We start from the raw sequence: 25,799 nt of genomic DNA, 5'->3' as shown, positions 1-25,799 counted from the left end.
ATCTTATCCAATCCGCACCGCGCGCGGTCTCGATCAGGTCTCGATCAGGTCTCGATCAGGTCTCGATCAGGTCTCGATCAGGTCTCGATGAAGCCGTCGTGCTGCCTCGCGTTGCACGTATCATGCCGGCGATGAACCCGACCTTTCCCACACCGGCAACGCCGGACGCTGAACCGCAATGGACAAACTGCTTGCGCTGAAGATGTTCGTCGAGACCGTCGACGCCAAAGGCTTTTCGGCCGCGGCGCGACGGCTGGATCTGGCGACCTCGTCGGTGACGCGCGCGCTGGACGGCCTCGAGCAATCGCTCGGCGCGGTGCTGCTGAATCGCTCGACGCGCCAGGTCACCGTCACCGAAGCGGGCGCCGCGTACTATCAGCAGGCGCGCCGGATTCTCGAGGCGGTCGAGGAAGCCGATGCGCTGATCGCCGACCGCGGCGACGTACCGGTCGGCCAGTTGCGCGTGTCTCTCCCGGTTGCCTTCGGCCGCCGCTGCATCGCCCCACATCTGGGCACGCTGCTCGAGCGGTACCCGCAGCTGGACCTGGAGGTGACGCTGACCGACGACATCGTCGATCTGCTCGGCGACCGCTTCGACCTGTCGGTGCGCATCGGCAATGCCCCGTCGTACGACAATGTCATCGCACGACAGATCGGCATGTTCCGCCGGCATGTGGTCGCGAGCCCCGCCTACCTGCAGCGGCATGGCGCGCCGTCGCTTCCCGATGATCTGGTCGGCCATGCGTGCCTGCGCTTCCGTTTCGGCCACGGTGCGCGCGACCAGGTCTGGACGTTCGAGCGGGACGGACAACGGCAAATCGTGCCGGTCCACGGGCATTTCCGCAGCAACAACATCGATGTGCTGCACGAACTTGTGTTGGCCGGGGCCGGCATCGGTCTGCTGCCGGACTGGATCACCGATGGCGATATCGCTTGCGGACGACTGCAACGCCTGTTCGACGATTGGACCGTCAATCCGGATCAGGTGAGCAGCGGCGTTTCGGCGCTGTACCTGCCGAACCAGCGAGGCTCCCGCCGTATCGCCGCCTTTCTCGCGTTTCTGCAGGGGCTGCCGGCCCTGGCGCAGGGCCGTCCTTGATGGCCCTGCACGCAGCGCATTGCCCGCGGCGCAACGCTGATTTGCGCCGGCATGGGATTCACCGCAATGCCCCGTCCCCCTAAGCTTCGGGCATTCCAACCGACAAGTCCGAGGCCCTCAACATGCCCTCTTCTCCCGCTCTCGCCCCATCGGCCTCCCACGCGCCGGCGATGCCGGCCACGCTGGTCGCACTGTTCTCGCTTTGCGCCGGTGTGCTCGTAGCCAACCTGTATTACGCGCAACCGTTGATCGAACTGATCGGCCCACAGATCGGCCTGTCCCCCAGCCATGCCAGCCTGATCGTGTCGCTGACACAGATCGGCTATGCAGTTGGCCTGTTCTTCCTGGTGCCGCTGGCCGACCTCTACGAAAACCGCCGGCTGCTGCTGCTCAGCGGCACGGCGGCCACGGCGAGCCTCGTGGCCGCGGCGCTGTCGACGCAGCCCGGTCCTTTCCTGCTGGTATCGCTGCTGCTCGGGCTGAGCTCCGTCAGCGTGCAGATCCTGATTCCGCTGGCCGCGCATCTGGCGCCGGAGGCCACGCGCGGCCGCACCGTCGGCACCATCATGGGGGGCCTGCTGTCGGGCATCCTGCTGGCACGGCCGCTGTCGAGCCTGCTGGCGGAGGCACTGGGATGGCGCGCCGTCTTTGTCGCGGCGGCGGCGATGACGCTGGCCACCGTGGCCATCATCGCGCTGACGCTGCCGCGCCGCGTGCCGGAACACCGTGCGCGCTATCTTGAACTGCTGGCGTCGCTGTGGCACCTGCTGATGCGCTTCCCGCTGCTGCGTCAGCGTGCGTTGTATCAGGGTCTGTTGTTCGCCGCCTTCAGCCTGTTCTGGACCGCCGTACCGCTCGAACTGGCCGGCCGCCACGGCCTGTCGCAAGCGCAGATCGGCGTCTTCGCGCTGGTCGGTGCGCTGGGCGCCGTCGCGGCGCCGGTTGCCGGACGCCTTGCCGATGCGGGGCATACCCGTATCGCATCCCTCGCCGCGATGGCGCTCGCCGCGCTGAGCTTCGTGCCGGGATTGGCCTCCGGCCCGTACGGCGTCTACGCTCTCGCCGCCACAGGCATCGTGCTCGACTTCGCCGTGCAGATGAACATGGTGCTGGGCCAGCGCGCGATCTATGCGCTCGATGCCGCCAGCCGCGCTCGCCTGAATGCGCTGTACATGACCGCCATCTTCATCGGCGGTGCGGCCGGCTCGGCGGTGGCCAGCTTGGTCTACGCCCAGGCCGGATGGCGAGGCATCGTGATGACGGGCAGCGGCCTGGCCGCCACCGCGCTGGTGGCGTTCGTGTCGGTTGCGGGCATGCGGCGGTGAGCGCGGCGCCTGCCCCGCGCATCGGATCGGCCGCGCCTGCCTGTCAGCCAGAAATCGTGGGCAGGTCGCCCCGATGAACCACCTGGACCTTGTTGCCGTCCGGATCGCGCAGATAGGCGCCGAAATACCCCTTTATGCCAGCAGATCGTCGATCTGCCTGGCGCCGCCGATTCCCCGGACAAACCCCTGCCTGGTGCAGGCCGGCTTTGAAGGTTTGGTTCGAATCCTGGCGGTTAATTGCACTTCCTCGATGTGGACTGCCTACCGGGGAATCTCATTCGGCCCGATGCAGGGCCTTGGTCCGGTACAGCATGGCGAGCGCCACTGGCGCGCCGACCAGGCCGATCACCGCATTCAGGTGGAACACATGCCGGCTCCAGGGCAGATGCACCACCAGGTCGGCGGCAAGGCCGAGCACCGCGCCGACCAGCGCCGCGCCCGGCAGCAGCACGCGATGGTCGGCGCAGCGCCACAGCGCGCGCGCCACCTGCGCGGAGACCAGTCCAAGGAAAGCCACCGGCCCGCAGAATGCCGTCACCAGCCCGGTCAGCCATGCCGTGGCCAGCAACGCGGCGCGCTTGACGCGCGCCACCGGAATCCCCATCGACTCGGCATAGCGCTCGCCGAGCAGCAGGCCGTTGAGCGGCTTGACGAGCAGCACGCTGCCGAACAGGCCAAGCGCCACGCCGGGGACCAGCAGCTCCAGCTGCCGGCGCGTGGCACCGGCGAAGCTGGCGTCGTCCCAGGCCTTGAACGCGCGCGCCTGCGTTTCGTCGATAAAGTGCATCGAGGCGCTGATCAGGCCGACCGCCAGATAGCCGAGCATCAGGCCGGTGATCAGCAGCGTCACCGTGCCGACCCGGCGCGACAGCACCGCAAGCAGGGCCAGCACGGCGGTGGAACCGGCAATCGATGCCGCCGCCATGCCGAGGTCGCCGACCAGTCCGTAGCGCAGCAGGAACGCATTGCCCGCGACGCCTGCGATGGTGACCAGCAGCGCCGTGCCGAGCCGCGCCCCGTGCACGATGCCCAGCACGAAGGGATCGGCGAGCGGATTGCGGAACAGCGTCTGCAACAGCAGGCCGGACACACCGAGCGCGGCCCCGCTGACCATCGCATTGATGGCCCGGGGCAGCCGAAAGCCCAGCACGATATCGCGCCAGACCTCGGCCTCCACCGGCTGCGCAGTCAATGCCTGCAGCACGGCGGGCAGCGGCACGGCCACCGCGCCCAGCGTGAGCTCGGTCACCAGCAACACCAGCGTGGCGAGCACCAGGCCGGCGAAGATCAGCGGGCCGCGCCGGGTGGAAACGCGCGGCAGCGAAGCCGCGGCGGAAGTCAGGGTCGTCACGGTAGTTTCCGCAAAAATGGAGAGGTGAGGCCGGAAGCCGGCGTGTCCTTTCGCGAGGCGGCGAGGATCTCTGCCGCTTCCGACGCCAGTTCGGGATGCAGCGCGGCGATCGCCTCGGCGAGCTGGACATGCGGCCGCGTCATGCTTTGGTCCTGATACGGGTACGCCCAGGCGCCGGTATAGCCGCGATCCCATGCGTGGACGTTGCGGCCGGCAGCCGCGGCAAAGCGTCCATGCAGCGGACTGGCGGCGATCCACGCCTCGATATCGGCCCGTCCTCCCACCGTGCCAAGCCAGACTGGCGCATCGGCGCCGCGTGCATAGACGCGCTCGAACGGCAGATAAACCAGGCTGCCGGGGCCGCCACCGTCCAGCACATAGCGTCCCCCGGCATCGGCGATCAAGCGCGCGCGCTGGTTGTCCGCGCCAACGTCTCGAAGCTCTGGCGTCCCGCGGCAAAGCCGGACATCACCGCGGGGCGATTCGGTGCGCCGGCCGCCAACCCGGCCAGGCGCCGGTATGCCGTCTCTATCGACGCGAACTGCGCGTCGGCGCGCTGCTCGCGGTTGGACAGCAGCGCCAGCAGCTTGAGCCATTCCGCACGCCCGAGCGGATGGGGCTCGTGATGGTCCGCCTGCGCGATCGCACGCACACCCAGCTCCCACAGGCGGGGATGCATATTGCCCTGCGGATAGGCCGAATAGAAACTCAGGTAGACATCGGCCTGCACCGACATCGCCTGTTCGATCGACGCATGGCCATAGCCCCACATGTCGTGGACCTGGCCCTGCGCGATCCGGGCCCGCACCGATGGCACCGTCACGCTGCGCACGTTCTCCGTGCCGTACAGACGGTCCACCAGGCCCAGCTCGTCCAGCGCGCCGAGCATGGCCGCGTTGCCGGTCACCAGGCGCTGGATCGGCACCATGATCACCGGCACCTCGCCGCGATGCGGGGGGACCGGCGTACCGCACTGGACCAGCAGATATTCGAGCCGTTCGCCGGTGCCCACGCTCGGCGTGAAACGAACGCGCTTGTAATGCGGGCCGTACTCGACCTCGAGCTGCGACGCGTGGGAGAACGTCGTCTTGTGCGGGAAGTAATCGACCCCGGGACGATAGTCGGCGACGCAGGCGGCATCGAGATTGGCGATGGGCCCGGCAGCGCCGACGACCTGCTTCGGCCACGTCGCGCGCGGCGGCGCGTCGATCCGGGTGCAGCCGCACAGCAGCACGGCGAGCGCCATTGCCGCTGCAATCGCCGGCGCGAGCGTGGGCCGGCACCGGCTCACGGCCGCCCCTGCGCGATCGCGGTGCCGTTCGACGCCGACCGCAACGCGTCGACCAGCGCGCCGAGCGTCGAATGGCACGTCGCCACCCCATCGCTGCCGACGACGGTATATCCGCTCGCATCGGCGCGCAGCGTCAGCGCGGCGGCGGGATCGTGGACAAACCCTCCCCGCTCGAGCGCGCGTGCGGCCCAGCTGGCGCGCAGCCCGCCGCCTTCGACCCGGATCGCGCTTCTCCCTGCCGGTCCCACGCGCAGCTCCGCGCGCTCGAGATCGAAGGTCAGCCCGTCGGCGGCGAAGCTCGTTCCCAGCACGCCGTCGATGGCCAGGTCCTCCGGCGCGCCGACATGCATGCTGCGCTGGCCGTCGATCAGCCACAGCTCGTCGGCATAGCGCAGCGCCAGCTCGAGGTCGTGCGTGGACAGCAGCACCGCCAGGCCATTCCGGTGGGCGAGATCCAGCAGCAGCTGCATCGTGCCGACGCGGCGCGGCAGGTCGAGAAAGGCCGTCGCTTCGTCGAGCACCAGCAGGCGCGGCTGCTGCGCCAGCGCGCGCGCAATCATGATCTTCTGCCGCTCGCCATCGGACAGTTCGGCAACCAGCCGATCCGCCAGCGACAGCGCGCCGGCGCTGCTCAGCGCCTGGTGCACGATCCGGTGGTCGTCCGCACTGAGCCGGCCCGCCCACCCGAGATAGGGATAGCGCCCCATGCTGGCCAATTCGTAGCCGCGCATCAGCGTGCCGTCGACCCGCTCGGTCAGCACTACCGCAAGACGCCGCGCGCGTTGCGCGGAGGACATTGCATGGATCGGCTCGCCATCGAGATGCACCTGCCCTGCCACGGGCGCCTGCATCGCGCACAGTGTGCGGATCAGCGTCGACTTGCCGGCGCCGTTGGCGCCCAGCAGGCAGACGAACCGCCCGCTCGGGATGGCCAGGTCGAGCGGCCCCAACAGCGGGCGGCCGCCATGGCCGGCGAACAGGCCCGTGGTCGCCAGCACCGTCACAGCGTCGCTCCGAAGCTGGCGAACACGGTGCGCGGCGCTCCCGGATAGGTCGGCACGAAAGCGCCGCCGGAATCGTAGTAGCGGCGATCGCCGAGGTTCTGCACCGTCAGCTGCACCTTGTAGCGCCGGGCCTTGCCGAAGCGGTACGCGATATTGGCATCCCAGCGCGTGTAGGAAGGCAGCGCGAAGGTGTTCTCGGTATTGGCCTGCCGTTCGCCGACATAGGTCGCACCGATGCCGACACTGAGCCCGGACGCGGCACCGGCGAAATCGTAGGTGGTCCAGATGCTGGCGGTGCGGCGCGGCGCATTGGCCAGCAGCTTGCCGACCAGCGCGGGATTGCTGTCGGCCGCGATCTCCGCCTTGTACTGCGTGTAGCTCGCCAGCACGCGCCAGCGTGGCGTGATGCTGAAAGGCACGTCGATCTCCCAGCCGCGGCTGCGCTGTTCGCCGACCTGGATCACATAGTTGAAGTCGTCCGGATCGGATACCACGCCGTTGCTGCGGCGGATGTCGAACAGCGCGACGGTCGGCTCCAGCCGCCCGTCCAGCAGGCTGAACTTGGCACCGACCTCGGTCTGCTTGCCCCGCGACGGCGCCGGCAGCGTGCCGGCGCGCAGCATGCCGCCGGACGGCTCGGTCAGGAAGGATCGTGCCCAGCTGGCGTACAGGGACACCGGCTCGGCCGGCGTCCACGTCAGCCCCACCCGCGGCGACAGCGCATCGTCATGCCGGATCAGCGTGCCGGCGGCCTGCAGGTACTGGGCGCGTGCACTGGTCCGCGCGCGGTCGTAGCGCAGTCCGAGCAGCAGGCGCCAATGCGGCCCGAACTGCAGCTCGTCCTGGGCGTACAGGCCGAGATTGCGGCTGGCGTAGCGGGAGCCGTCGTACGGCAGCAGCGCTCCGGCGCTGGCACCATGCACCGGGTGATGGAGATCGATCGGCAGGTTCACCGGAAAGCCGCCGGGTCCGAGGTTCGCCTGCGCGCTGAAGTCCCACTCGTCCCAGTTGTAATCGGCACCGATCAATACGCGGTGGCCGATGCCGCCGGTGTCGAAGCGGCGCGAGGCCTCGGCCATCAGCGTGGTATCGGTCTGCCGGTCGATATTGCGCTGCTTGCGGCGATTGACCTGCGGGTCGGGACCGTCGGCGCCGCTGATGGCAGGAAAACCGTACGGGTACCAGACCGCGTCGGTGCGCGCATAGGATCGCATCGCCCCGGCGTGCAGCATCCAGCCATTGTCGAAGCGATGATCGAGCACCAGCGAACCCAGCGCGCTGTCATTGTCCAGCAGCGCATCCCGCTCGCCATAGTTGTAGTGGATCGGTACGTTCAGGAACAGCGGACTGTTGCCGAAACCGCGATCAAAGGCGCCGCGCCGCCGGCCGAATTCGAATTCCGCGGTCAGCCGCGTCTGCGGCGCCAGCTTCCACTGGAGCACCGGCGAGACGAACAGCGTCTGTGCATCGACGAAATCGCGAAAGCTGCGGTTGTCCTGCCACGAGCCGGTGATCCGGTAGCTCAGCGTATCGCTGATCGGACCGGTGCTGTCCACCGTCGCGCGCCGGAAGTCGTGGCTGCCGCCGGTCAATTCCACGCTGTGCTGCGGCTTGTCCAGCGGCTTGCGGGTCACGATGTTGACCACGCCGCCGGGCTCGAAACGGCCATAGAGCGCCGACGCCGGGCCCTTCAGCACTTCGATCTGCTCGATGTTGGCCATCTCGTCGAGCGCAGCGAAGACGCTGCGGCGAAAACCGTTCTTCAGGTTGGCAGAGGTGGCGAAGCCGCGCAGCCGGAAGCGGTCGTTGCTGCCGCCCCAGCCGACCTGGGCGGTCACACCGGGAACGGTGCGAATCGCCTCGCCGAGCGTGAACACGCCGCGGTCCTCGATCAGTTCGCGCGTCACCGTCTGGATCGAAAACGGCGTTTCCTTCAGCGCGGTATCGCTCTTGTTGGCGGTGGGCGCGACCACCGCGCGATAGGCCCGCTCGCGCGTGCCGGTGACGGTCACCGCTTCGAGCTCGGTCATCGCGCGGGCCTCGCCTTCCTGCGCCGTGCAGATGCCGGGCACCGCGGCAAGCAGCGCCATCGTGGCGCGCTGCTGCCATCGGTTCGTATGGGATCGTCTTCGCATGGTCGAGCGCAAGGTGAGCAGGTCCGGGTCGGTGGGATCGGCGAGATGGCCGAGATCAATCATGCCGATAAAGTCGATAATGATATTTCATTATCATTAGAAGTCAATCGCACCGGTTCAGGCAGCGCGTGTTCGCGGGCGCCCCCGCGCCGCGAGCACAGCCACGACGGCAGCTGGCACGGCGGTTGCATTCCATCTTGGATACAAGATTGGATGCACCAAAAATGCTAACTGCCGCTACCGACCTCACTGTTCACGACAAGATCTCCCCGGCCTGGATCCGCCGCTTCGACGCTGCGCTGGCCGGCGCGGCCACAGGCCCGCTGGTCGGCCTGTCGTTTGCCATCAAGGACAACATCGACCTGGCCGGCTACCCGACCACGGCGGCCTGCCGCGCTTTCGACCGGATGCCCCGCGACAGCGCGCCGGTGGTGCAGAGGCTGCTTGCGGCTGGTGCATCGCTGTACGGCAAGACCAATCTCGATCAGTTCGCCTGCGGGTTGAACGGCACGCGCTCGCCCTATGGCGCGGTGCCCAACGCCTTCGATGCCCGCTATGTGTCCGGAGGATCGAGTTCGGGCTCGGCCTATGTGGTGGCCACCGGAGAAGTCGATTTCGCGCTGGGTACCGATACCGCGGGCTCAGGCCGCGTGCCGGCGGGGTTGAACAATATCGTCGGGCTCAAGCCCAGCAAGGGTCTGATCAGCGCCCGCGGCGTCCTGCCGGCGGCGCAGAGCGTCGATTGCGTGTCCATCTTCGCGCGCACGGTCGACACCGCATGCCGCGTACTGGCCGTTGCCCAAGGCTACGATGCGCTCGATCCCTACTCGCGCCCTCTGCAGCTTTGCCGGCGCCCCTTTCCCGCCGCCTTCCGCTTTGGCGTGCCCGACACGCTCGAATTCCGCGGCGATGCGCTGGCCGAGCGCGAGTTCAGCGCCGCGATCGAACGGCTGCGCGAACTGGGCGGCGAGCCGGTGACGATCGACTACGCGCCGCTGGCCGAAGCCGCTGCCCTGCTCTACGACAGCGCGCTGGTGGCCGAGCGCTATGCCGCGATCCGGGGCTTCTTCGATGCGCACGAAGCCGACGTGTTCGAGCCGGTGCGCGGCATCATTGCCAGTGGCCGCGACTACAGCGCGGCCGACGTGTTCGACGCGCAGACGCGATTGCGTGCCCTCGGACAGCGCGCGGCAGCGATGTGGGAGCGTATCGACCTGCTGCTGGTGCCGACCGCACCGACCCACTACACGATCGCGCAGATGCGCGACGACCCGATCGCGCTGAACCGCCATCTCGGCGCCTATACCAATTTCGTCAACCTGCTGGACTACGCGGCCTTGTCGGTGCCGAGCAGCCTGCGCGCGGACGGCCTGCCCTTCGGCGTCACGCTGATCGGCCCGTGCGGCAGCGATCTGCAACTGGCCGAACTGGGGCAGCGCTACCACCACCGCAGCGGACTGACGCAGGGCGCCACCGGCCTGCCGTTGCCCGCGCCCGGCCCGATCCCGGGGCTCGTACCGGCGGACCAGGACACCGTGCGGGTGGCCGTGGTGGGCGCGCATCTGAGCGGCATGCCGCTGAACCACCAGCTGACCGAGCGCCACGGGCGCCTGGTATCCCACGCCATGACCGCCGCGGACTATCGGCTTTATGCGCTGCCGGACAGCACGCCGGCAAAGCCCGGGCTGTTGCGCGTCGCGCCCGGCACCGGGCACCGGATCGCGGTGGAAATCTGGCAGATGCCGGTGCAGGCCTACGGTTCGTTCGTCGCGTTGATCCCCGCGCCGCTGGGCATCGGACGCATCCGCCTGGACGACGGCGGCGAGGTGCAGGGCTTCCTGTGCGAGCCGTTCGCACTGGCCGGCGCCACCGATATCAGCCACTTCGGCGGCTGGCGCGCTTATGTCGCGGCGAACGCCTGACGCGTTCCTTGCAGCCCAGCACTGCGCACACCGAATCCATCCCGTCCCTTACTACCGACCAGCGATCTCAACCTCCAGGAGCGATCTGATGCCCCGTGAATCCATGCCCTTCCGTGCCGCCGACGCGTTGCCGGCTCCCGCCACCGCCACGGCGCCGCAACGCGGCCGCCGCCGCATGCTCAAGGCCGCCGCTGCGACCGCGCTCGGCGCCATCGCCGCCCCCGCCATCGTGCGTGCGCAAGGCACGCCGCCGATCCGCATCGGCTTCTGGCCGGTGGCCTCTGGCCTGCCCTTCTTCGCCGCCATCGACAAGGGCTACTTCAAGGAGGCGGGCCTGAACGTGCAGGCGCTCAAGTTCGCCAGCCCGCAGCAGGTCACCGAAGCCATCCTCGCCGGGCGCGCCGAGGGCAGCGCCAGTGGAACCGCATCGGCCGCGCTGGCGATCGGCGAAATCGCACAGCCGGGACTGGTCAAGATCTTCTGCGCCAATCCGAGCAATGCCAGGTACGTCCTCGACGAATTCCTGGTCGCCAAGGACAGTCCGATCCAGCGCATCGCCGAGCTGAAGGGCAAGAAGATCGGCTGCGGACCTGGCGTACAGAACGTGCTGATGGCCAGGACGGTGCTCGAGCGCGCCGGTGCGACCGGCGCCACCGTGGTCGAGTTGCCGATCGGCCAGCATGTGGCCGCGATCGCCGCCGGGCAGATCGAAGCGTGCTACACGCTGGAGCCGACCGGCACGATCGGCCGCCTCAATGGCGCGACCCGCACGCTGGAAGTAGGCGTGATCGCCAAATACCTGCTGGGCGATCCAATGGCGCCCTGGTTCGGCGGCTCGGCCAGCCTGTCCAGTGAATTCATCGCCAGGCATCCCGACGCGGCGCGCAAGTACATCGCGGCCTATCGGCGCGGCGTCGAACTGGTGCAGAAGAACCTGCCCGAGGCTCGCGCATCGCTGAAGGGCTATACCGCGATCGAAGGCGCGCTGACGGCCGAGGTGCCGATGGTCGACTACGTGTTCTCGACCGATTTCAAGCCCAGCGACGTCGCCTACTTCCAGAAGTATTTCGACCTGTTCGCCGAGAAGGGCATCTTCAGCAAGCGCGTGCTGGTCGATTCGATGCTTTACAAGGGTTGATTGCCATGCCGGAAACGACCACGACTTCGCCAGCCTCTCCGCCGTGGGCCGCCGCGGCGGCGGCAGCCACGCCGGCGCCGCCGAAACCGTCGCTGGGCAGCCGCCTGCTGCCCTTCGTTGGCCCGCTGGTGCTGTTCATCATCTGGGACCTCGCCGTGCGCGGCGGTTTCATCAAGGCCATCCTGTTGCCGCCGCCGTCCGACACCATCGCCACGCTGGTATCGGGCCTGCTCGGCGGTCCGCTGCTGACCGACTTCCTGGTGACGGTCGCGCGCACGCTGCAGGCCTTCCTGGTGGCCGCGGTGGTCGGCATGCCGCTGGGCGTGCTGCTCGGCAGCAACGAGAAGGCCTATCGCAGCGTCGAATTCCTGATCGACTTCTTTCGCTCGACGCCGTCGTCGGCGCTGATCCCGCTGTTCCTGCTGATCTTCGGCGTATCGGACATCAACAAGGTGGCGATCGCCGCGTTCGGCGCCCTGCTGATCGTGGTATTCAACAGCGCCTACGGCGTGATCAACGCGCGCAAGCAGCGCGTGGCGGCGGCACAGGTGATGGGCGCCTCGCGCTGGCAGATCTTCAAGGACGTGCTGATCTGGGAAAGCCTGCAGCCCTCCTTCGTCGGCTTGCGCTCGGCGGTGTCGATGGCACTGGTGATCGTGATTGTCGCCGAGATGTTCATCGGCTCGGAGAACGGTCTTGGCCATCGCATCATCGACGCGCAGCAGGTGCTGAACGTCAAGAGCATGTACGCGGCGATCCTGGCCGCGGGCGCGCTCGGCTATGTATTGAACATCCTGTTTCTGGTGATCGAACGCCGGATCGTGCATTGGAGCGGCAGATGAGCGCAGTGATCAACGCCCCCGTTTTCGCGGACACGCCGAAGCCGGCCTTCCGCCCCGGCCCCGCCGGCACGCATATCACCATCCGTGGGTTGACCAAGTACTTCGCCGGCTGGCCGCTGTACGAGAATTTCGATCTCGATATTCCGAAGGGCAAGATTGTCTCGATCTTCGGCCCCAATGGCTGCGGCAAGTCCACGCTGATCAACATGATTGCCGGGCTGGTGCCGATCGACGCCGGCGAAATCCTGTTCGACGGCAAGTCGCTGAAGGACACGAAGATCGGCTACGTGTTCCAGAACTACCGCGAGGCGCTGTTCCCGTGGATGCGGACCATCGACAATATCGCCTACCCGTTGAAGCTGGCCGGGCAATCGAAGGCCGAGGTCGACCGCCGCATGGCCGAGCTGGTCGCCTCCTTCGACGTCAAGTTCGACCTGAACCGCTATCCGTATGAGCTGTCCGGGGGCCAGCAGCAGACCGCGTCGATCATGCGCGCGCTGGCGCCGAAGCCCGAAGTGCTGTTCCTAGACGAACCCTTCTCGGCGCTGGATTTCGAGATGACCCTGTTCATCCGCGAGAAGCTGCAGGAGGTGTTCATGCAGACCGGTACCACGATGATGCTGGTCTCGCACGATCTGGAGGAAGCGGTCTATCTGGCCGACGAAGTGCTGCTGCTGACCAAGCGGCCGACGCGTGTCGCGGAAATCCTGCATTACGGCGATGCGCGGCCCCGCACCGTCGAGACGCTGTCGCAGCCCAGCTTCGTCGATACCAAGCGGCTCAGCATGGAAATCTTCCAGCGCGAGGTACGGCGCTGAGCGCCGCGCGACGTGCCGGACCGGCCCGCCGCGCGGTATGCTTCGAACCAGCAGAAGACGGAGACACCTTCTTTCCATGCAGACCCTCGGCAAGCCGGCACGCGCGGCCACCATCAAGGCGCCCACGAAGGCGAGCCCGAAGACCGCCCTCGAGCGCACCGGGGCGGCGCCCCCAAAGGCAACGCCCGCCGCCGTCGCCACGGGCCCGCGGCGCTCGGTTGCCGACCAGGTCTACGATGGACTGAAACGCGATATCGGCCAGTTCCGGCTGGTGCCCGGGGACCGCTTCACCGAACTGGAACTATGCGCCCGGCTGGGCGTGTCGCGCACGCCGGTGCGTCAGGCGCTGGTGCGCCTGCAGCAGGAGGGCTATGTCGAGGTGTTGTTCCGCAGCGGCTGGCGTGTTCTGCCGTTCGACTTCGACCGCTACGAACAGCTCTATGACCTGCGCATGGTGCTGGAAACCACGGCGGCGCAGCGGCTGTGCACCGAGCCCGCGGTCTGCGGGAATGCGGTCGATCGTGCCCGCCTGGAGCGGTTGACCGCGATCTGGCTGGTCGAGCCGGCGCGCCGCAGTACCGATGGCGCGCAGGTCCGGCAATGGGACGAAGAATTCCATTGCGCGCTGGTGGAGGCGGCCGGCAACGCCGAAATGGCGCGGGTACATCGCGACATCACCGAGCGCATCCGCATGGTGCGCAGCCTGGATTTCACCAAGTCGTTCCGGATCGAGGCCACCTACGAAGAGCACGCGCAGATCCTGCGCGCGATCCTGGCCAAGCGCGCCGACCAGGCCACGATGCTGCTGCGCGCGCATATCGGCAGCAGCCAGGCCGAGGTCCGCAAGATCACGCTGCACCAACTGCATCTGGCGCGGCATCAGGGCGGGGCCGCGGGCGACGGCCTCACCTGACGCCGCGAGGCCGGCATCCTCCGGCGCCGATTTCCTGCCCGATCCGGAACGATTTCAACTCCATCAGTCCAAGGGGATTTCCAGGCGATCGCGGCCGAGCACTACGTTACCGCCGTAGTGTTTCCGCACGCCCTCCAGCCACTGCTCGTCGTGCATGGCGGGATCCGCTCCGGGGACGAAATGCGTCAGCACCACGTTCTTGACGCCGGCCGCCGCGGCGATCCTGCCGACATCCTCGGTTGGGGTATGCGAGGCCAGCAGATGTTTCATCAGCGTCTTGGCATTTGGCGACCGCTGCGTCAGGCGCTCCAATGCCGGCACGTACATCACCTCGTGCACCAGGTAATCGGCATTTCTGGCAAACGCCGCCAGTGGCGGAAAGTAGGTCGTATCGCCGGAGAAGACGATCGTCTTGCCGCCCTTCACTTCGATCTTCAGCGCATAGCTGTCGTCGATCGGCGGATGCGCGACCTTCAGCGCGGTCACCTTGATCCGCTCGTTCTCCATCACCGGCCCTTCGCTGTACGTCTTGACGTCGATCAGCCGGCGCAGGTCGGGACGTCCTTCGTCCTGCATGCGCGTCGTCATGTCGAAGGCATTGGACTGCAGATATCCGGCGACGAGGTTCTCCACGCCGCGCGGCCCGTAGACGCCGACGGGCTTGGCGAGCCCTCCGGTCCACGCGCTGTAGATCAGAGGCCCAACGTCGAGGTTGTGATCGGAATGGTGATGCGTCAGCAGGATGGCACGCACCGAAGTCAGCGGAATCCTGGCTTCGACGAGCCGGAGCGCCGCGCCATATCCTGCGTCGACCAGATACGTGTCCTTGCCGAGCACCACCGCGTTCGACGTCGGCACCTGGTCGACGTCACGCACGCTCGGGCCACCCTTGGTGCCAAGCAGTATGAGGCGGTCGCGGTCCGTCCTTGAGTCCGCCGTGGCGGGCACGGCGGTGACCGACATGGCGGCCGCCAGCATGCAGGCAACAGCCGTCCGCCACACCTTCGCGGGCAAGTTCATATCTCCTCCTTGTCGTGTTTATTCGGGCGGAAATGCCCTGTCGGGCCAGCTTCTTCAGTTGGCTCTTGTAGTCGGCGCCGCGCTTGACGTAGTCGGCGGCGTTGGCGCGCAGGTTGCGCACTTCCTCTTCGCTCAGTTCGCGCACGGCCTTGGCCGGCGAGCCGAGGATCAGCGAGCGCGGCGGGAAGGACTTGCCTTCGGTGACCAGCGCGCCCGCCGCGACCAGCGATTCGCTGCCGATCGTCGCGTTGTTCAGGATCACCGCCTGGATGCCGATCAGTGCGCCATCGCCGATGGTGCAGCCATGCAGCATTGCCTGATGCCCGATGGTGACGTCGGTACCGATGCGCAGCGGGCAGCCTGGGTCGGTATGCAGCACCGCGCCTTCCTGCACGTTGGCGCGATCGCCGATCGCGATGGGTTCGTTGTCGGCGCGGATCACCGCGCCGGGCCAGACGGTGACCTGCTCGCCAAGCTGCGCGTTGCCGATGACGGTGGCCTGATCCGCAACGAAGGCGGTGTCGGAGATGGACGGCGTCAGGTCGCCGAGCTGGTAGAGAGCCATGTTCGAGGATGCGTTGGTAGGGAGAAGAAAGGCCCGCGTGACGCGTCACGCTATTCGATCGACACGTTGGCCTTCTTGACCAGCGTGGCATAACGCGCGACCTCGCTGGCGAAGAACTTTGCCGCCTGCGCCGGCGTGGTCGGGCGCGTGGCGGTCGCCTGCTTCTTCAGCGCCTCGACCACCTCTGGGCTGGTGAAGGCCTTGGCGAAGGCGTCGTGCAGGCGCTGGACTTCGGCGGGCGGCATGTTGGCCGGACCGACGAGCGCGAACCAGCCCTCGATGTCGTAAGCGGGCAAGCCTTGTTCGGCGATGGTCGGGATATCGGGGGCCGCCTGCGATCGGGTGGCGCCGCACAGGCCAATCGCACGCAGCGTGCCCGCCTTCAGGTGCGGCAGCACGGCGTTCAACGCGACCACGCCCATCTGGACCTGGCCCGACAGCAGATCGGTGACCATCGGACCGGTTCCCTTGTACGGAATGTGACGGGCCTTGACGCCGGCCTCCTCCAGGAACATCTGGCCGGCCAGATGAATCACGGTACCGTTGCCCGAGGACGCGTAGTTGTATTCGTCCGGCCTGGCCTTGAGCAGAGCGACCAGCTCCTTGACGTTGCGCGCCGGCATCTTGGGATTGACCACCAGCACCAGCGAGGTCGCGCCCAACACGCTGATCGGCGTGATGTCCTTGATCGCATCGAACGGCATCGACTTGAACACGCTGGGATTGATCGCGTGGTTGTTCGACACCATGCCGAGCGTGGTGCCGTCCGGCGCGGCCTTGGCCACCGCAGCCGTACCGGTGATGCCGCCCGCACCGGGCATGTTCTCGATGACGACCGGCTGGCCGAGCGCCTTGCCAAGCGCCGGCGCAGCGGCCCGGGCGATCGCATCGACGCCGGAACCGGCGCTGATCGGCAGTATCAGCCGGATCGGCTTGCCGGAGCCCGGCTGCGCCTGCGCGGCGCGATGGGGATACAGCGCGGGCACCCCCAGCACGCCGAACGTGACGGCCGCCGCGGCCAGCTTCATCACGTTGCGGCGGTTCGGAAGCGAGGGCGCGGGAGAACGCGGGCGAGAGGAATTCATCAGTTGTCTCCGGATGGTCGTGTTCGGCCGCTGTGCCGCGGCCTGTTCGGGCTTGCCCGGCGTGCATCGCACGCCGGGCGCGCCGGTGAGGTCAGCGCGCGCCTTTGCCCAGGCGCGACAGGATTTCGTCGTTGTGCTCCCCGGGCTTGGGCAAGGGACTACGCACGCCGGGACGGCGGCCCCCCATCAATAGCGGCAGCAACACGGTCGGCGCCGTCGAGCCGTCCTCGACCTGCATCGGCACCAGTCCCCCGCTCTCCTTCAGATGCACGTCGTCGAGCAGCTGATCCGGGCGGACGATCGGCGCGTAGGGAATGCCTGCCGCCTCGAGCTTCGGCGCCAGTTCGGCGACGCGGTGATGCCGCAGGATGCCGCCGAGCTGCTCGAGCAGCCGCGGCCGCACGGCGACGCGCGAGGCATTGCTGGCGTACTCGGGCACGTCGAGCAGGTCGGGCCGCTCCAGAACCGTGCATAGCGTGACGAACTGCTTGTCGCTGACCGCGCCGATGAACAGCTGCTCGTCGTCGGCCAGCGCGAAGACGTCGTAGACGCTCCAGGCCGACACGCGCGAGGGCATCGGCGGCGGTGCCTCGCCGGTCATCGCGAATTGCTGCATATGCTGCGAGGCGAGGAACACGCAGTTCTCGAACAGCGCGCTCTGGATCTCCTGGCCGCGCCCGGTGCGATCGCGTTCGCGCAGCGCGGCCAGCACGCCGATCGCGCCGAACATGCCCCCCATGATGTCGTTGACCGAAGTCCCGGCGCGCAACGGCCGCCCCTTCGGCCCGGTCATGTACGACAGGCCGCCCATCATCTGCACCACCTCGTCCAGCGCCAGCCGGTTCTCGTACGGCCCCGGCAGGAAGCCCTTGTGCGAGACATAGATCAGCCGCGGACAGGACTTCGACAGCGTGTCGTAGTCCAATCCGAGCTTGCGCATCAGACCGGGGCGAAAGTTCTCCAGCAGCACGTCGCACTGCCCCGCCAGTTCCGCCGCGGCGGCGCGGCCCTCGTCGGTCGTGATGTCGAGCACCACGCTCTTCTTGTTGCGGTTGAAGGCGCGAAAAAAGCCGATGCCCAGGCCCGGCAGATTGCGCGTCTTGTCGCCGCCCGGCGGTTCGACCTTGATCACCTCGGCACCGAGGTCGGCGAGGATCATGCCGCAGGTCGGCCCCATGACCATATGGGTGAACTCGACCACGCGGATGCCGGCAAGCGGCAGGGATTCGTTGCTTTGCGTCATGATATGAGCCAATTGGCGGCGATCAGGCGTGGAAAGTCGGGGAAGTTGCCGCGCCACAGCGGCTCGGCACATCAGGGCCGGCATCCTGGTCGGCGCCGACGCCGGGGAATGTCCTCGGCAAGCCGGCGCGCCACAACGTGCCGTGCAAGGTCTCGCCAGCAAGCCAGCCTGCAACCCGCCCGCGCAGGCGCAGCAGCGCGCCGATATCGACGCCGGTGTCGATGCCCATGCTGCCGAGCATATAGGCCAGGTCTTCGGACGCGACATTGCCGCTGGCGCCCGGCGCATGCGGGCAGCCACCGATACCGCCAAGGCAGGCGTCGAAGCGGCTCACGCCAGCCTGCATCGCCGCGTAGACATTGGCCAATCCGAGTCCGCGGGTATCGTGGAAGTGGCCGCACCATAGCCGGTCGCCGGCCATCGCGACAGCGCGTTCGAACAGCGATGCGACCTGCGCTGGACCGGCATAGCCGACCGTATCGGCGAGGCTGACGCGGTCCGCGCCGGCATCGAGCAGCGCCTGCATCAGGCGCAATACCTCGTTTGCATCGACATGGCCCTGGATCGTGCAGCCGAACGCTGTGCCAACCCCGCCTTCGATCAGCGTGCGGGCACCGGCGGCATCGCGGGCCGCGCGCATGCGGGCCACCTCGGCCACCACCTGGTCCGGCGTCTTGCGCAGGTTCGCCAGGCTGTGCGCGTGGCTGGCGGAAAGCGGCACCAGCATCAGGTCGGCGCCGTGGGCCAGCGCCAGCTCGGCACCGCGCAGATTTGGCACCAGCACCGAACAGAACAGTCCCGGCAGCGTCCTGGCGAAGGCGAGCAGTTCGGCCGTATCCGCCAATTGGGGCAGCAGCCGTGCCGGTACGAACGAACCGATCTCGATCTCGCGCTGGCCGGCCTCATAGGCGGCGCGGATCCATTCACGCTTGTGCTCGGTCGGCACGATGGTCTGCACGCTCTGCAGCCCGTCACGCAGGCCGACCTCGCGGATCACGGCGCGGCTTGGAAGGGAGGAAAGATGGCTGGCGTTCATGGCTCTCGCAACGATACGGGCCGGCAGATCGGCGATCTGGCGCGGCCAGGTGGGAGCAATGTATGCCATTCCGGAAATGATCTACAGCGATCATTAGAGTAGACGACAGTTCCAGATCGGAAAGTCTAACCACCGCGAAAGCTTCCGGCCCCGCGCGCAGCCGGCGGGGCTCGAAGCAATGAACACCTTGGACACTGACCGGCGCGTCTCCATCGCAGGCGAAACGCCCCGGTTTACCATACGCACCAACATCAGAATGACCCGCAGCCCAGGCTGCGCGGCATGGGAGACAGTCGATGGATGCAGGCATGGTGAAGTCAGCGAACCGGGTCTTCGATCTGCTCGAGCTGTTCGAACGAGAGCGCCGGCCGTTGCGGGTCAGCGAAATCGTCGAGAAGCTCGGCATACCGCAATCGAGCGCTTCGATGCTGGTGCGCACGCTGGTGGCCCGCGGCTATATGGAGTTCGACGCGCAGGCACGGACTTTCTGCCCCTCTGTTCGCGTGTCGTTCCTCTGCGACTGGACCACGCGCAAGCATGGCGCCAGTGCCACCGTGCATGACGCCATGCGGCGGCTGTCCGAAGAAACCGGCGAGACCGTGCTGCTTGGCCGCCAGAGCGGCATCATGCTGCAGTACCTGTCGGTCATCGAGTCCCCGCATGCGCTTCGGCTTACCGCCGTATCCGGCGGCATGCGCCCGATGCACCTGACAGCCATCGGCATCATGCTGATGAGCCGGATGAACGACGACGAGGTGGGCCGCCTGCTGCGACGCTATAACGCGGAGCACAAACCGGCATGGCCGCCGGCGCGCCTGGCCGATACCATGCGCGCTGTGCGGCAGGCGCGCGAACAGGGCTATTACGAGTCCGCCAACCTCGCCACGCCGGGCGCCGGCGTATTGGCAACGCTACTGGCGACGCCGATCCGCGGCCAATGGCTGGGCATCGGCACCGGCGGGCCGGTGGCACGACTGCATGCGCGCCGCAAGCAGCTGCTGCCCGCGGTGCTGGCGGTCGCGCGAAACTGCTAGGCGCGCTGCGTTGCCCCGCTTCGCCGCAGTTCTGCCTGCACGATCGCCTCGTGGCGAGCCAACAGCCGCGACGCCTGCTCCAGATGCAGCCGCTCGACCATCTTGCCGTCGAGATTGATCACACCCGCATTGGCATGCGCGTCTGCCGCAAACGCGGCAACGATCCGTCCGGCCTCCGCGACCTGCTGTGCCGACGGGGCGAATGCCGCGTTGGCGGCATCGATCTGCGACGGGTGGATCAGCGTCTTGCCGTCGAAGGCCATCCGCACCGATTGCGTCAACTCCGCGGCATAGCCAGCCCGGTCCCCGAAGTCGTTCCAGACGCCGTCGAGGATGTCGGCCCCGTAGCGCTTCGCCGCCAGCACGGCCTGCATCAGCCAGGGCAACAGATAGCGACGCGCCTCGCCGGCAAATACACCGGTGTCCTTGGCCAGATCGTTGGTGCCGATCACCAGGCATTCGAGGCGAGGCGTCGCCGCCCTCCCTGCCGCGACGATCGCGTCGAGCCGATGGATTGCCTGCGGCGTCTCCACCATTGCCCATAGCGCCGCCGGCTTGTCCCACGCCCGCGCCGCGCAGGCGCGGGCGAACGCCACGACATCGGCGTCGTCCCCGACCTTCGGCAACAGTACCGCGTCGACGCGCGCGCTGGCGGCGAGCATCAGATCGTTCTCGAACTCGGCTGTGCCCAGCGCATTGACGCGCAGCACGATCTCGTGTCCGGCAAATTCCTGCGCCGACAGCGCCTGCGCAAGCTGTGCACGCGCGGCGCCCTTCATCGACGGCGACACCGCATCCTCGAGATCGAACACGATCGCATCGCATGGCAACGTGGCGGCCTTGTGGATGGCGCGGGCGTTGGCCGCGGGAACGTAGAGGACGGAGCGGCGCAGGCGAATGGAATCGTCGGTCATGGTATGGATGTCGAGGTTGGCTGGAGGACAAGCGGTATGCGACCGCGCGACCTGCAGTCTGCCCTTCCGTCCGTCACCCCGCCATCACATACATGATGTTTGGCGGCCAATGTCAACCATCACATATGTGATGCCCGCCGAAGCCGGCCCGGCCGATACTGCCTCCACCCGCAACAACCGTCGCCCACAATTCCGGGCGCATCGACCAGGTGGACATGGAACGATCGGATCAGACAGCACCCGGCTATACCGCCGCGATGGCGCAGTGGATCAGTACGGTCGACGACACCGCCATCGGGCCGGCGGCCTTGGTCTGGGCCCGCCACGCGCTACTGGATTGGCTGGCGGTGGCCATCGCCGCCAACGACGAGCCGCTGGTCAGGATGCTGGCCGCCGAACACGGCGGCGGCACGGACGCGCCGTGTACCGTGCTGGCCGGCAGCCGCGCGCATGTCGCCGATGCCGCGCTGATCAATGGGGCCGCGGGCCATGCGCTCGACTTCGATGACGTCGCTTCCGCGATGCGCGGCCACCCCACCGTACCGGTCGCTCCCGCCGCGCTTGCCGTCGCGGAACTGGAACGCGCCAACGGCATCGACCTGCTGCGCGCGCTGGTGATCGGGCACGAGGTGGAATCGCGCATCGGCGAGCGGATTGGCGATGCGCAGTACCGCTTCGGTCTGCATCCCACTGGAACGACCGGCGCGATCGGCGCGGCGGCGGCCTGCGCGCGGCTGATGCGGCTGGACCCCGACCGCAGCGCCCACGCGCTCGGCCTGGCGGCCACGCAGGCGGCCGGCCTCAAATGCATGTTCGGCACGATGGCAAAGCCGCTGCATGCCGGCAAGGCGGCGATGCATGGCGTGATGGCGGCCCGGCTGGCGGCGCGCGGCTTTACCGCCAACACCACCGCGCTCGAATGCGCCCAGGGATTTGCCGCCACGCAGGCGCCCGATGGCGAGCCGTTGCCCACGCATTTCGAGCCGCGCGGCACCATGGCGATCGAGAAGACGCTGTTCAAGTACCACGCGTCCTGCTATCTGACCCACTCCACGCTGGAGGCCGTGGCTCAACTGCGCCGCAAGCATGGCATCGGGCTTGACGACATGCAGACGATGGCCATTCTCGTGTCCGGGCCGCATCGCGGCGTCTGCGACATTGCGCAGCCGCGCACGGGCCTGGAGATCAAGTTCGCGATCCAGCATCTTGCGGTGATGGCGCTCGACGGCATATCGACCGCGTCCCTGGGCAACTACACCGACCAGCAGGCCACCGATCCGCGCCTTGCGCGTGCTCGTGAACGGGTCATGCTGCGCACCGACCAAGGTGGAGACCGCAACACTGCCGTGGTCGAAATTCGCACGCGCGACGGTCGTGCTCTGCGCGAGAGCGCCAATGTCGCGGTGCCCGCCACCGATCCCGACCGGCAGTGGCAGCAGTTGCTGGCCAAGGCCGAGGCCATCGTCACGCCGGTGCTGGGCGGCACGCGCTTCCGCCGCCTGGCCGATGTGGTGCGAACGCTGGACCAGCTCCCTTCCATCGACCCCTTGTTCGAGGCAATCCGATGACATCCCAGGACACCGCTTCCGTGGACCCGATCGTGGCGCGGCTCAAGACCGAGGCCAGGCTGCGCGTCCGCGGCAACCGCTACGAGGACTTCGAGCCCGGCCGCGCCTTTATCCATCACTGGGGCCGCACTGTCAGCGAAGCCGACAACACGCTGTTCTCGGTGCTGACGCTGCACTACAACCCGCAGTACACCAATGCCGCGGTGGCCCAAGCCACCGGACATCCGCGCATTCCCGTCAATCCGCTGCTGGTGTTCAACACCGTCTTCGGCCTGTCGGTCGAGGACCTGTCGGAAGGCGGCGGGCCCTTCCTCGGCGTCGACGAGCTCAGTTACGGGCAGCCGGTCTACCCCGGCGACACGCTGTACGCCAGCTCCGAGGTGGTCGCGCGGCGGCTCGCCAGCAACCGTCCCGGCTACGGCATCGTGACCTGGCACACGCGTGGCACCAACCAGCGCGGCGAAGCGGTGATCGAGTTCAAACGTTCGAATCTTGTGAGGACCAGGGCATGACCATATCGGCAGACGGCAAGGGCTACATGACGGAAGAGCGCCAGATGATCCGCGAGGCGGCGCGCGAGTTCACCATGAAGGAGGTGCTGCCCGTCGCCAACGCCCTCGACGGCCCCGACGCCGAGATCCCGATGGATCTGCGCGACAAGATGGCGGAGATGGGTTATTTCGGCATCACCATACCGGAGCAGTACGGCGGCCTCGGCCTTGGCATCTTCGAGTACTGCCTGATCTGCGAGCAGCTGTCGCGCGGCTGGATGTCGGTCGCATCCATCGTCGCGCGCGCCCAGGGCGGCTGGATCATGAAGGCCATGCCCGAGGACATGCGGCAAGCCTATCTGCCGCGCGTGGTCCGCGGCGAATTCCTGAACGCGAGTGCCCTGTCGGAGCCCGACACCGGCTCGGATCTGGCGTCGATCTCGTGCCGGGCCGAGCGCGACGGTGACGAATGGGTGCTGACCGGCAACAAGTACTGGTGCACCTTCGCCGACGGCGCCGACTACCTGATCCTGTTCGCGCGCACCTCGCCGCCACCAAGCCCGGACAAGCGCTGGGAAGGCATTTCCTGCTTCATGATCGAGAAGGAACGCGGCAGCTTCCCGCCGGGCATGACAGGCTCACCGATTCCCAAGATCGGCTACTTCGGCTGGAAGACCTTCGAACTGGCGCTCGATGGCGTGCGCGTCCCCGCCCGCAACCTGATGGGCGGCGAGGGCAAGGCGTTCCTGCTGATGGCCAAGGGTCTGGAGGGCGCCCGCGCGCATACCGCCGCGCGTGCGATCGGACTGGCCCAGGGCGCGCTCGAGGATGCCATCGCCTACTCGCTGGAGCGCAGGCAGTTCGGCATGCCGATCGCCGAATATCAGGCAATCCGCTTCAAGATCGCCACGATGGCGACCGAGATCGAGGCCGCGCGCCAACTGCTGTACTACGTCTGCAACGAGATCGACAGCGGACGCCGTTGCGACAAGGAAGCGTCGATGGTCAAGTACTTCGCCTCGGAGATGGCCGAGCGGGTGACGTCGACCGCGCTGCAGATCTTCGGCGGCGCCGGCTATACCAGGCTGTTCCCGGTCGAGCGCTACTGGCGCGACGCACGGCTGACCAAGATCTTCGAAGGCACCTCGGAAATCCAGCAGCGCATCATCGCCAACAGCCTGCTGGGCCGATCGGAGGTCGAGGCCATGATCGCCAGCCGCGCCTTCGACCAGCGTCAGGGCGCCGGGAGGGCAACGGCATGAAGACGCATGCGCTGACAAGCCACGACGGCTACTTCGAGGATTTCTCGCCCGGCATGCTGATCCGCCACGCGCGCGGCAAGACGGTGACCGAGATGGACAACGTGCTGCTGACCAATATGGTGATGAACACCGCCGAGGGTCATTTCAACGAGGACGCGATGCGGCGCGCGGCCAACGGCATCTTCTCGCAACGGGTGGTGTTCGGCGGCATCAATCTGTCGATGGTGCTGGGCCTTGCTGCGCAGGACACCGCCGAACATTGCCTGCGCGAAGTCGGCCTGGACAAGATCCGGCTGTCGCATCCGGTCTTCCATGGCGACACGTTGTACGCCTACTCCGAGGTGCTGGCGGTGGAAGACGCGCCCGATTGCGCGGACGCCGGCCTCGTTCGCTTTCGCCACTACGGCATCAACCAGCACGACAAGCTGTGCGTGCAGGCCGAACGCACGGTGCTGCTCAAGCGAAAAAGCCATTGGGGCGAGCGATGAGCCGAAACGAGCGCCCCGCCGGCGCGCTGGATGGCCTGGTCGTGCTCGACCTGACGCAGATGCTGGCCGGACCGTATGCGTCGATGATGCTGGCCGACCAGGGTGCGCGCGTGATCAAGATCGAGCCGCCGGGCGGTGACCTGACTCGCCGCAACGGCCCGCATCTGGACGGCGCGCTGCGACTGGAGCAGCGGGGATACGGCGCCTACTTCGGTTCGATCAACCGCAACAAGGAATCGGTGGAACTGGACCTGAAGGAGCCGGCCGGCCGCGACGCGCTGCTGCGGCTGGTGCGGCAGGCCGACGTGCTGGTCGAGAACTATCGCGTGGGTGTGATGGACCGTCTCGGGCTGGGCTACGAAAGGCTGGCTGCAGAGAACCCGCGGCTGGTCTACGCAACGCTGCGCGGCTTCGGCGACCCTCGCAGCGGCGCGAGTCCCTACGCCGATTGGCCAGCCTATGACCCGGTCGCGCAGGCGATGGGCGGCATCATGGGCATCACGGGGGCACGCCGCGGCGGCCCGCCGACCAAGATCGGCCCCGGCATTGGCGATATCGTGCCCGCCATGTTCCTCGCCTATGGCATCGCGGCGGCGTGCTGGCGCGCGCAGCGTACCGGTCAGGGCCAGTTCGTCGACGTCGCGATGGTCGATGCGGTGCTGGCCATCTGCGAGCGACTGGTGTTCCAGTACGGCGTGACCGGCCATGCGCCGGGACCGGAAGGTAACGGCCACCCGCTGCTGTGCCCGTTCGGACTGTTTCCCGCCGCCGACGGCTACGTCAGCCTGGGCGTGCCGAACGATCGCTTCTGGGCCCTGCTGGTTGCGTGCATGCAGCGGCCCGAGCTGCAGCACGATCCGCGCTTCGCCACGAACGACGCCCGTGTCGCGCATCGCGAAACCGTGGACGAAATCGTCTCCACGTGGACCCGGCGCTTTACCAAGCAGCAACTGGCGCACGAACTCGGCGGCGAGATCCCCTTCGGCCCCGTGTTCGATGCACGCGACATCTTCGCCGACCCGCACTTTCGCGTGCGCGACATGCTCGTCGAGGTCGAACAGCCGGGCGCGGCACGGCCTTTGACGGTCGCCGGAACCCCGGTGCGCATGAGCGCGACTCCCGGTGGGGTGCGGCGCCGCGCGCCGATGGTTGGCGAGCACACCGAACGGACGCTGGCGGACTTTGGCTTCACCGCCACCGAAATCGCCGCGCTGCGGCCCTGACAAGCTGAATCGCCATGGTCCGCCTGGCGACA

23 protein-coding genes and 1 pseudogene are annotated in these 25,799 nt (G+C 67.6%); 13 read left to right on the top strand and 11 right to left on the bottom strand.

Annotation, left to right across the window (positions count from 1 at the left end):
• The first annotated feature begins 178 nt into the window (after positions 1-178).
• Both FOB47_RS04940 and FOB47_RS04935 read left to right on the top strand, forming a co-directional pair.
• Positions 179-1,099 carry a LysR family transcriptional regulator gene (locus FOB47_RS04940; RefSeq protein ID WP_174780147.1) on the top strand — a complete coding sequence of 307 codons (921 nt, stop codon included), beginning with the start codon at positions 179-181 and terminating at the stop codon, positions 1,097-1,099.
• Between the two features lie 122 nt (positions 1,100-1,221).
• Positions 1,222-2,424 (top strand): MFS transporter, encoded by a 1,203-nt coding sequence (locus tag FOB47_RS04935; RefSeq protein ID WP_174780146.1) that lies wholly within the window; start codon positions 1,222-1,224, stop codon positions 2,422-2,424.
• A 274-nt stretch (positions 2,425-2,698) separates the two neighbouring features.
• On the opposite strand, the gene FOB47_RS04930 is transcribed toward FOB47_RS04935, so the two are convergent.
• From FOB47_RS04930 to FOB47_RS04915, 5 genes are read right to left on the bottom strand one after another with little or no spacing between them, the layout of a single operon-like run.
• On the bottom strand, positions 2,699-3,775 hold the full coding sequence (locus tag FOB47_RS04930; protein ID WP_174780145.1) for a FecCD family ABC transporter permease: 1,077 nt from the start codon (positions 3,773-3,775) through the stop codon (positions 2,699-2,701).
• Entirely contained in the window at positions 3,772-4,179 is a 408-nt protein-coding gene (locus tag FOB47_RS26005; protein ID WP_217488908.1) for a hypothetical protein, read from the bottom strand. The genes FOB47_RS04930 and FOB47_RS26005 overlap by 4 nt, the downstream gene beginning before the upstream one ends.
• Positions 4,176-5,021 carry a TroA family protein gene (locus tag FOB47_RS04925; protein WP_217488907.1) on the bottom strand — a complete coding sequence of 282 codons (846 nt, stop codon included), beginning with the start codon at positions 5,019-5,021 and terminating at the stop codon, positions 4,176-4,178. The genes FOB47_RS26005 and FOB47_RS04925 overlap by 4 nt, the downstream gene beginning before the upstream one ends.
• Before the next feature lie 41 nt (positions 5,022-5,062).
• Positions 5,063-6,070, bottom strand: a complete 1,008-nt coding sequence (locus tag FOB47_RS04920) for an ABC transporter ATP-binding protein (RefSeq protein WP_174780144.1) — start codon at positions 6,068-6,070, stop codon at positions 5,063-5,065.
• Positions 6,067-8,268 carry a TonB-dependent siderophore receptor gene (locus FOB47_RS04915; protein ID WP_217488906.1) on the bottom strand — a complete coding sequence of 734 codons (2,202 nt, stop codon included), beginning with the start codon at positions 8,266-8,268 and terminating at the stop codon, positions 6,067-6,069. The genes FOB47_RS04920 and FOB47_RS04915 overlap by 4 nt, the downstream gene beginning before the upstream one ends.
• A 161-nt stretch (positions 8,269-8,429) precedes the next feature.
• Here FOB47_RS04915 and atzF point away from each other — a divergent pair, with 161 nt between their 5' ends.
• The 5 genes from atzF (at position 8,430) to FOB47_RS04890 (ending at position 13,838) form a co-directional block, all read left to right on the top strand.
• The gene (gene atzF, locus FOB47_RS04910; RefSeq protein ID WP_174780143.1) at positions 8,430-10,127 is read left to right on the top strand and encodes an allophanate hydrolase; all 1,698 of its coding nucleotides are present in this window, start codon (positions 8,430-8,432) and stop codon (positions 10,125-10,127) included.
• 175 nt (positions 10,128-10,302) lie between these two features.
• Entirely contained in the window at positions 10,303-11,265 is a 963-nt protein-coding gene (locus tag FOB47_RS04905) for an ABC transporter substrate-binding protein (RefSeq protein WP_053824636.1), read from the top strand.
• Positions 11,266-11,270: 5 nt separating this feature from the next.
• Complete coding sequence (locus FOB47_RS04900) at positions 11,271-12,107, top strand: ABC transporter permease (RefSeq protein WP_053824016.1); 837 nt, start codon at positions 11,271-11,273, stop codon at positions 12,105-12,107.
• Positions 12,104-12,925 carry an ABC transporter ATP-binding protein gene (locus FOB47_RS04895; RefSeq protein WP_174106537.1) on the top strand — a complete coding sequence of 274 codons (822 nt, stop codon included), beginning with the start codon at positions 12,104-12,106 and terminating at the stop codon, positions 12,923-12,925. Before FOB47_RS04900 ends, FOB47_RS04895 begins: the two co-directional genes overlap by 4 nt.
• 76 nt (positions 12,926-13,001) lie before the next feature.
• Positions 13,002-13,838, top strand: coding sequence for a GntR family transcriptional regulator (locus tag FOB47_RS04890; RefSeq protein ID WP_174780142.1), 837 nt, complete (start codon positions 13,002-13,004; stop codon positions 13,836-13,838).
• Between the two features lie 63 nt (positions 13,839-13,901).
• Here FOB47_RS04890 and FOB47_RS04885 read toward each other — a convergent pair whose 3' ends face one another.
• The 5 genes and pseudogenes from FOB47_RS04885 to FOB47_RS04865 all read right to left on the bottom strand — a co-directional run bounded on the left by FOB47_RS04885 (position 13,902) and on the right by FOB47_RS04865 (position 18,787).
• The gene (locus FOB47_RS04885) at positions 13,902-14,801 is read right to left on the bottom strand and encodes an MBL fold metallo-hydrolase (protein WP_174780141.1); all 900 of its coding nucleotides are present in this window, start codon (positions 14,799-14,801) and stop codon (positions 13,902-13,904) included.
• A 103-nt stretch (positions 14,802-14,904) separates the two neighbouring features.
• Positions 14,905-15,423, bottom strand: a pseudogene (locus FOB47_RS04880) (gamma carbonic anhydrase family protein); the annotation flags it as partial.
• A 50-nt stretch (positions 15,424-15,473) separates the two neighbouring features.
• Positions 15,474-16,508, bottom strand: coding sequence for a Bug family tripartite tricarboxylate transporter substrate binding protein (locus FOB47_RS04875; protein WP_244959293.1), 1,035 nt, complete (start codon positions 16,506-16,508; stop codon positions 15,474-15,476).
• Between the two features lie 91 nt (positions 16,509-16,599).
• A complete protein-coding gene (locus FOB47_RS04870) occupies positions 16,600-17,751 on the bottom strand; it encodes a CaiB/BaiF CoA transferase family protein (RefSeq protein ID WP_174780140.1) in 1,152 nt (383 codons plus the stop codon).
• 22 nt (positions 17,752-17,773) lie between these two features.
• The gene (locus FOB47_RS04865) at positions 17,774-18,787 is read right to left on the bottom strand and encodes a hydroxymethylglutaryl-CoA lyase (RefSeq protein ID WP_244959292.1); all 1,014 of its coding nucleotides are present in this window, start codon (positions 18,785-18,787) and stop codon (positions 17,774-17,776) included.
• Between the two features lie 308 nt (positions 18,788-19,095).
• On the opposite strand from FOB47_RS04865, the gene FOB47_RS04860 reads away from it, so the two are divergent.
• On the top strand, positions 19,096-19,821 hold the full coding sequence (locus FOB47_RS04860) for an IclR family transcriptional regulator (RefSeq protein WP_174780138.1): 726 nt from the start codon (positions 19,096-19,098) through the stop codon (positions 19,819-19,821).
• Here the strand turns inward: FOB47_RS04860 and FOB47_RS04855 are convergent.
• Positions 19,818-20,735, bottom strand: a complete 918-nt coding sequence (locus FOB47_RS04855; RefSeq protein ID WP_174780137.1) for an HpcH/HpaI aldolase/citrate lyase family protein — start codon at positions 20,733-20,735, stop codon at positions 19,818-19,820. The genes FOB47_RS04860 and FOB47_RS04855 overlap by 4 nt on opposite strands.
• Positions 20,736-20,950: 215 nt before the next feature.
• Here FOB47_RS04855 and FOB47_RS04850 point away from each other — a divergent pair, with 215 nt between their 5' ends.
• Genes FOB47_RS04850 through FOB47_RS04830 form a run of 5 tightly spaced genes read left to right on the top strand, consistent with a single transcriptional unit; the run spans position 20,951 to position 25,767 of the window.
• Positions 20,951-22,303 carry an MmgE/PrpD family protein gene (locus FOB47_RS04850; RefSeq protein ID WP_174780136.1) on the top strand — a complete coding sequence of 451 codons (1,353 nt, stop codon included), beginning with the start codon at positions 20,951-20,953 and terminating at the stop codon, positions 22,301-22,303.
• Positions 22,300-22,815, top strand: coding sequence for a MaoC family dehydratase (locus FOB47_RS04845; RefSeq protein WP_244959291.1), 516 nt, complete (start codon positions 22,300-22,302; stop codon positions 22,813-22,815). Before FOB47_RS04850 ends, FOB47_RS04845 begins: the two co-directional genes overlap by 4 nt.
• Positions 22,812-24,056, top strand: a complete 1,245-nt coding sequence (locus FOB47_RS04840) for an acyl-CoA dehydrogenase family protein (protein ID WP_064576619.1) — start codon at positions 22,812-22,814, stop codon at positions 24,054-24,056. Before FOB47_RS04845 ends, FOB47_RS04840 begins: the two co-directional genes overlap by 4 nt.
• Positions 24,053-24,544: a MaoC family dehydratase gene (locus FOB47_RS04835; protein WP_174780135.1), complete on the top strand. Its 492-nt coding sequence runs from the start codon at positions 24,053-24,055 to the stop codon at positions 24,542-24,544. Before FOB47_RS04840 ends, FOB47_RS04835 begins: the two co-directional genes overlap by 4 nt.
• Positions 24,541-25,767, top strand: coding sequence for a CaiB/BaiF CoA transferase family protein (locus FOB47_RS04830; protein WP_174780134.1), 1,227 nt, complete (start codon positions 24,541-24,543; stop codon positions 25,765-25,767). Before FOB47_RS04835 ends, FOB47_RS04830 begins: the two co-directional genes overlap by 4 nt.
• The last annotated feature ends 32 nt before the right edge of the window (positions 25,768-25,799 follow it).

It is taken from the genome of Cupriavidus gilardii (genome assembly GCF_013347325.1).
GTDB lineage: Bacteria > Pseudomonadota > Gammaproteobacteria > Burkholderiales > Burkholderiaceae > Cupriavidus > Cupriavidus gilardii.
The sequence above is the reverse complement of the archived record's forward strand: the minus strand, read 5'-3'. Positions and strand labels throughout refer to the sequence as shown.